The sequence below is a fragment of the Mycobacterium sp. TH-M106 genome, from assembly GCF_057473765.1.
In genome coordinates this window covers 1-5238 of record NZ_JBYCLE010000199.1, presented here as the reverse complement: position 1 = coordinate 5238, position 5238 = coordinate 1, and the positions used below count along the sequence as shown (strand labels likewise).

Below are 5238 nucleotides of genomic sequence, written 5' to 3'. Positions count from 1 at the left end.
CGTCGTTGGCCTTCGACAGCTGCCCGGGAACGTCGGCCGCCGGGATGGTGGTCATGTTGGGGTGTTCCCAGGTGTGGTTGCCGATCTCCATGCCCGCCTCGGCGAGGCGTTTGGCGCCGGCCGGGTTGGCCGCCACCTTGTTGCCGATCAGGAAGAAGGTGGCCTTGGCGTCGTTGTCGGCCAGTACCTTCAGCAGCCGGTCGGTGTAGGGGCTGGGACCGTCGTCGAAAGTCAGCGCGACACACTTGACTGCTGCGCAGTCGACCGCCTCGGCACTGACGCGGCGCACCTGCCCGGTGCAAGCCCCGATCACCAGTACTGCGGCGACCGCAGCCAGGCCAGCCCGCATGGGCCACAAACCCCCATGGCTGTCGGTTCGTTTCGGCACCCTGGCAGCCTACGGCAGCCTCACGACATCACGGCCGGATTGATCTCTTCGAGCATCTCGGTGACCAGCGCCGCGATCGGTGACCGCTCGCTGCGCAGCAAGGTGATGTGCGCAAACAGCGGATGTCCCTTGAGCTTCTCGATCACCGCGGCGACGCCGTCATGGCGACCGACCCGCAGATTGTCGCGCTGAGCAACGTCGTGGGTGAGCACCACCCGCGACCCGGCGCCGAGCCGGGACAGCACGGTCAGCAGCACGTTGCGTTCCAGCGACTGCGCCTCGTCGACGATCACGAAGGAATCATGCAGGGACCGGCCGCGGATGTGGGTCAGCGGCAACACCTCGAGCATGCCGCGGGACAGCACCTCCTCCAGCACGGAGGGGCTGGCAAGCCCCTCCAGCGTGTCGAAGACCGCCTGCGCCCACGGACCCATCTTCTCGCTCTCGTTGCCCGGCAGGTAGCCCAGCTGCTGGCCGCCGACGGCATACAGCGGCCGGAACACCATCACCTTGCGGTGCGTGCGCCGCTCCAGCACGGCCTCCAGGCCCGCGCAGAGCGCCAACGCCGACTTGCCGGTGCCGGCCTTGCCTCCCAGCGAGACGATGCCCACCGATTCGTCGAGCAGTAGATCCAGCGCCACTCGCTGCTCAGCGGAGCGCCCGCGCAGCCCGAACGCCTCCCGGTCACCGCGGACCAGCTGAACCCGTTTGGCGGCGTTGACCCTGCCCAGCGCGTGCGAGCTTCCACCGATCAAGCGAATACCGGTGTGGCATGGCAGGTTCCGCGTAGCGGCTAAGTCGATCTCACCCTCGGCGAACAGTGTGTCGATGTCCTCGGCGGCGGCCTCGATCTCGTCCATCCCGGACCACCCGGAGGTGATGACGTCCTGCGCGTGATACTCGTCGGCGGCCAGCCCCACGGCGGCGGCCTTCACCCGCATCGGAATGTCCTTGCTCACCAGCGTGACTCGCCGGCCCTCAGCGGCGAGGTTGGCGGCACAGCACAGGATGCGCGAGTCGTTGTCCTCGGTGCGGAATCCCGCGGGCAGCACGGCGGGATCGCTGTGGTTGAGCTCGACGTGCACCGTACCGCCATGTGCGCCAACCGGAATAGGCTGGTCGAGCCGACCGTGCTGCAGCCGTAAGTCGTCGAAGATGCGAAGCGCCTGACGGGCGAACCAACCGAGTTCGTGATGATGGCGTTTGGCCTCTAACTCACCGATCACCACCAAGGGGACGACGACTTCGTGCTCGGCGAACCGGGTACACGCCCACGGATCCGACAGCAGTACGGAGGTGTCCAACACATAGGTCCGGATATCAGGCACCGGCGCTCCCTGGCTTGATGGCCCGCGCGGCCCCGCACGAGCGTTTCGACGGGGGCCGCGGCACCAGGACCGGGGCCGGTCCTGTCGTCGTCGCAACGGGTGATGCCGCGTGGACAGCAGAGCGTATGGCTAGCCATCCCTTGTGACGCTACCCCGACTCCCTAACCGCGAAGGTGCGTGTCCCCGGCCGACACGCCGGGTTATTCGCCGGGTTCGCGCACGTTCACCGGGCAGAGGCCTTTAGCCGACGACGAACCGCTTCAAGTCGGGATGCGCGGCCAACCCCCAGGCGCTGATCCGATCAGAGATCACCCGGCGCAGCTCATCGGGCCCGAAAATCCCGGCCTCGGCGATGACATCGAGTTTGTTGCGGTAGGGCTCGATGTCGGCGCCGACGACGCCCAGTTCTGCGGCGCGGGCGGCGATCGCGGACACCGTCTCGTCGTGGGTGTACTCCAGACAGTGCGCGACCAGGTTGGCGAAGAACTCCTCGTGGCGTTCTTCGTCGCCGGCGATCCGGCCGATCAGACCCTTGAGCACCGGCTCGTCGATCTTGTCGGCCAGGTTGCGGCAGAACACCGCGTGCGAACGTTCGAAGAAGGCCATGAACACCAGGGTTTCGACTTGGCTGTAGCGATCGGCGCGGTAGCCCTTCATCACGTGGTCGAGGCGCACGGCTTCGTTGGCGGTCGGGTCGATCTCCCGGGTGACCACCAGGTACTCCCGCAGCGCGATCGCGTGCAGGTGCTCTTCGGCGGTCCACCGGCCGATCCAGCGTCCCCACTTCTCCTCGAGGATGAAGTGCTCAACGAGTTCACGGTGGTAGCCGGCCAGGCTGTCTTTGTCGACGAGCAGAATCTCGCACGCGTCGGTGACCAGCCTGGGCAACGTCACCTGCGAGGGATTCCAGTCGCGCCCGCCGAGGAAGGCGAAGTTCTCGCCGTGGTCGAACGGCACGTAGTCGTGGGCGAACCACGGATCCTGGGAATCGAGGTGCCGAATCATGTTCGCGGCGACGACGGGTTCCAGCTCTAGGGTCAGCGCGTTGGCGACGGGTTTTTCAGCCATGAAAGTAACTGTAACTCAGATTCACACCTTTTTTGCAACCCGGCGTGGCCCGTGTCACTCGCTGTCGACCAGCTTCCAGCCCTCCAGCCCGTCGTACAACGGGAACTCACGTGCCAGCCGGGTCGCCCGCGCCCGCAGCGCGGAGACGTCGGCGCCGCTGCCCTGCACCAGTGCGGTGGCGATGATATCGGCGACCTCGGCGAACTCCGCGTCGCCGAACCCGCGGGTGGCCAGCGCCGGGGTGCCGACCCGCAGCCCCGAGGTGACCATCGGCGGCCGGGGGTCGTTGGGGACGGCATTGCGGTTGACGGTGATGCCGACCTCGTGCAGCAGATCCTCGGCCATCTGGCCGTCCAACGGAGAGTCACGCAGATCGACCAACACGAGATGGACATCGGTGCCGCCGCTGACCACCGACACCCCGGCCTTGGCGACGTCGGCGCCCAGCAACCGCTCGGCGAGAATCCGGGCGCCGTCGAGGGTGCGCTGCTGACGCTCGGCGAACTCCGGTGTGCTGGCGATCTTGAGTGCGACGGCCTTGGCGGCGATGACGTGCATCAGCGGGCCGCCCTGCTGGCCGGGGAACACCGCCGAGTTGACCGTCTTGGCGAATTCCTTTTTGCCTAGGATGAGCCCGGACCGAGGGCCGCCAAGTGTCTTGTGCACCGTGGTGGACACCAGCTGCGCATGCGGCACCGGGGAGGGATGCAACTTGGCGGCCACCAGGCCGGCGAAGTGGGCCATGTCCACCCACAGCGTCGCGCCGACCTCGTCGGCGATCGAACGAAACGCTGGAAAATCGAGGATCCGCGGGTAAGCCGACCAGCCGGCGATGAGCACTTTGGGGCGGAAGGCACGCGCCTGATCTCGAACCACGTCCATGTCGATCAGATGCGTCTTCGGGTCCACCCCGTAGAAAGCGTTCTCGTAGAGCTTGCCGGAGAAGTTCAGCCGCATGCCGTGCGTGAGGTGACCGCCGTTGGCCAGGTCCAGCCCCAGCAACCGCTCCCCCGGGGTCATCAGCGCCGCCAGCACCGCGGCGTTGGCCTGGGCACCAGCGTGCGGCTGGACGTTGGCGAACTCGGCACCGAACAGCTCCTTAGCCCGGTCACGGGCGATGTTTTCCACCACGTCGACGTACTCGCACCCGCCGTAGTAACGCCGGCCCGGCAGGCCCTCGGCGTATTTGTTGGTCAGCACACTGCCCTGGGCCTGCAGCACCGAACGCGGCACGAAATTCTCCGAGGCGATCATCTCCAGCATGTCGCGCTGGCGGTGCAACTCTTTGCCGAGCAGACCGGCGATGTCGGGGTCGACGTCGGCCAGCGACGCCGCCATCACGGAGGCGGTGGTATCGGGTATCACGGTCACAACCGTCTAGTCTGGCACGCAGTTCGCAAGGCCGACCAGCCGCATCCTGAACTCAGCTCGACACCCGCCGCGCGGAGACGAAGAGGTTGGGCATCCGATCCTTGGCCACGTCACTGCGGCCGTAACGGGCCAGCCATTCCTGCAGCGTCTCCGTCGACGCCTCCCAGCCGTGCTCGCCGAGCCAGGTGCCGACGTCGGTGCGTTTCTCGGCGTACCAGAGCTCCTCAAGGTCGGTGACCTCGGCGTTGACCAGCGCGGCGGCGGCAGCCCGCAAGCGGTGCATCTGCTCACGTTGCCGCGCCAGCCGCTCGGGGTCCACCGCTTCGGCGGCGAGCGCGTTGGTGGCCAGCCTGCTGCCCGAGGCGCTGAGGGCATCGATGCGCTCGAACAACAGATCTTGGGCCCGGGCCGGCAGGTATCGAAGCAGCCCTTCCGCCGACCACGCGGTGGGCCTGGCCGGGTCGAAACCGGAGTTGCGCAGCGCGTCGGGCCAGTCCTGGCGCAGATCCACCGGCACGTACACCAGCTCGGCCGTCGGGCTCGCCCCGTGCTGGCGCAGTGTGTCGGCCTTGAAGTCAAGCACCTTCGGCTGGTCGAGTTCGTAGACGGTGGTGCCGGCCGGCCAGGTCAGTCGCCACGCCCGCGCGTCCAGGCCGGACGCGAGGATCACCATCTGCCGAACCCCGGCGTCGGCGGCGGCGAGGAAGAACTCGTCGAAAAACGCCGTCCGCACCGCCATGAAGTCGATCATGGCCTGCACCAGCGCCCCCAAGTCCGGGTCGGCGCCGTCGGGCCCTGTCAACCCCTCGTACACGCTCCACGCTCCCGGGCCAGCACGGTCCAGGAAAATCCGGGCGAAAGGGTCGCTGATCAGCGGGTGAGCGCTGGCGGTTTCGGCGGCCCGGGCGGCGGCCACCCCCAGTGCTGTCGCACCGACGCTCTCGGTGATGGCCCAGGTGTCGTTGTCGGTCCTCGGCATGGTCAGGTCCCTACCTTTCTAGATGGGTGGTTGTTGCCCTCGGCCGTAGGCTTCGAACTGCCCAGGGGCGTCGGGTATGGCTTTCATGGTTGTGCTGTGTTTGA

5 protein-coding genes are annotated in these 5238 nt (G+C 67.4%); all 5 read right to left on the bottom strand.

The genetic code is table 11. The features are described from left to right. Window positions 1–388: polysaccharide deacetylase family protein (locus AC2VOP_RS06880; RefSeq protein ID WP_486960264.1), on the bottom strand; the 388-nt coding region annotated here is incomplete at its 3' end. Window positions 389–408: 20 nt separating this feature from the next. After that, window positions 409–1716, bottom strand: coding sequence for an RNA 5'-3' helicase PhoH2 (gene phoH2 / locus AC2VOP_RS06875; RefSeq protein WP_486960263.1), 1308 nt, complete (start codon window positions 1714–1716; stop codon window positions 409–411). 240 nt (window positions 1717–1956) lie between these two features. Next, a complete protein-coding gene (locus AC2VOP_RS06870; protein ID WP_486960262.1) occupies window positions 1957–2784 on the bottom strand; it encodes an acyl-ACP desaturase in 828 nt (275 codons plus the stop codon). Window positions 2785–2838: 54 nt separating this feature from the next. Beyond that, entirely contained in the window at window positions 2839–4122 is a 1284-nt protein-coding gene (glyA, locus tag AC2VOP_RS06865; RefSeq protein ID WP_486960265.1) for a serine hydroxymethyltransferase, read from the bottom strand. An 85-nt stretch (window positions 4123–4207) separates the two neighbouring features. Then, a complete protein-coding gene (locus tag AC2VOP_RS06860) occupies window positions 4208–5134 on the bottom strand; it encodes a class I SAM-dependent methyltransferase (protein ID WP_486960261.1) in 927 nt (308 codons plus the stop codon). Window positions 5135–5238: the final 104 nt, after the last annotated feature.

What these genes read in the sequence shown, in the direction of transcription:
- AC2VOP_RS06870 (WP_486960262.1), bottom strand. Translation starts at nt 2,784, where the DNA reads ATGGCTGAAAAACCCGTCGCCAACGCGCTGACCCTAGAGCTGGAACCC.
- glyA (WP_486960265.1), bottom strand. Translation starts at nt 4,122, where the DNA reads ATGGCGGCGTCGCTGGCCGACGTCGACCCCGACATCGCCGGTCTGCTC.
- AC2VOP_RS06860 (WP_486960261.1), bottom strand. Translation starts at nt 5,134, where the DNA reads ATGCCGAGGACCGACAACGACACCTGGGCCATCACCGAGAGCGTCGGT.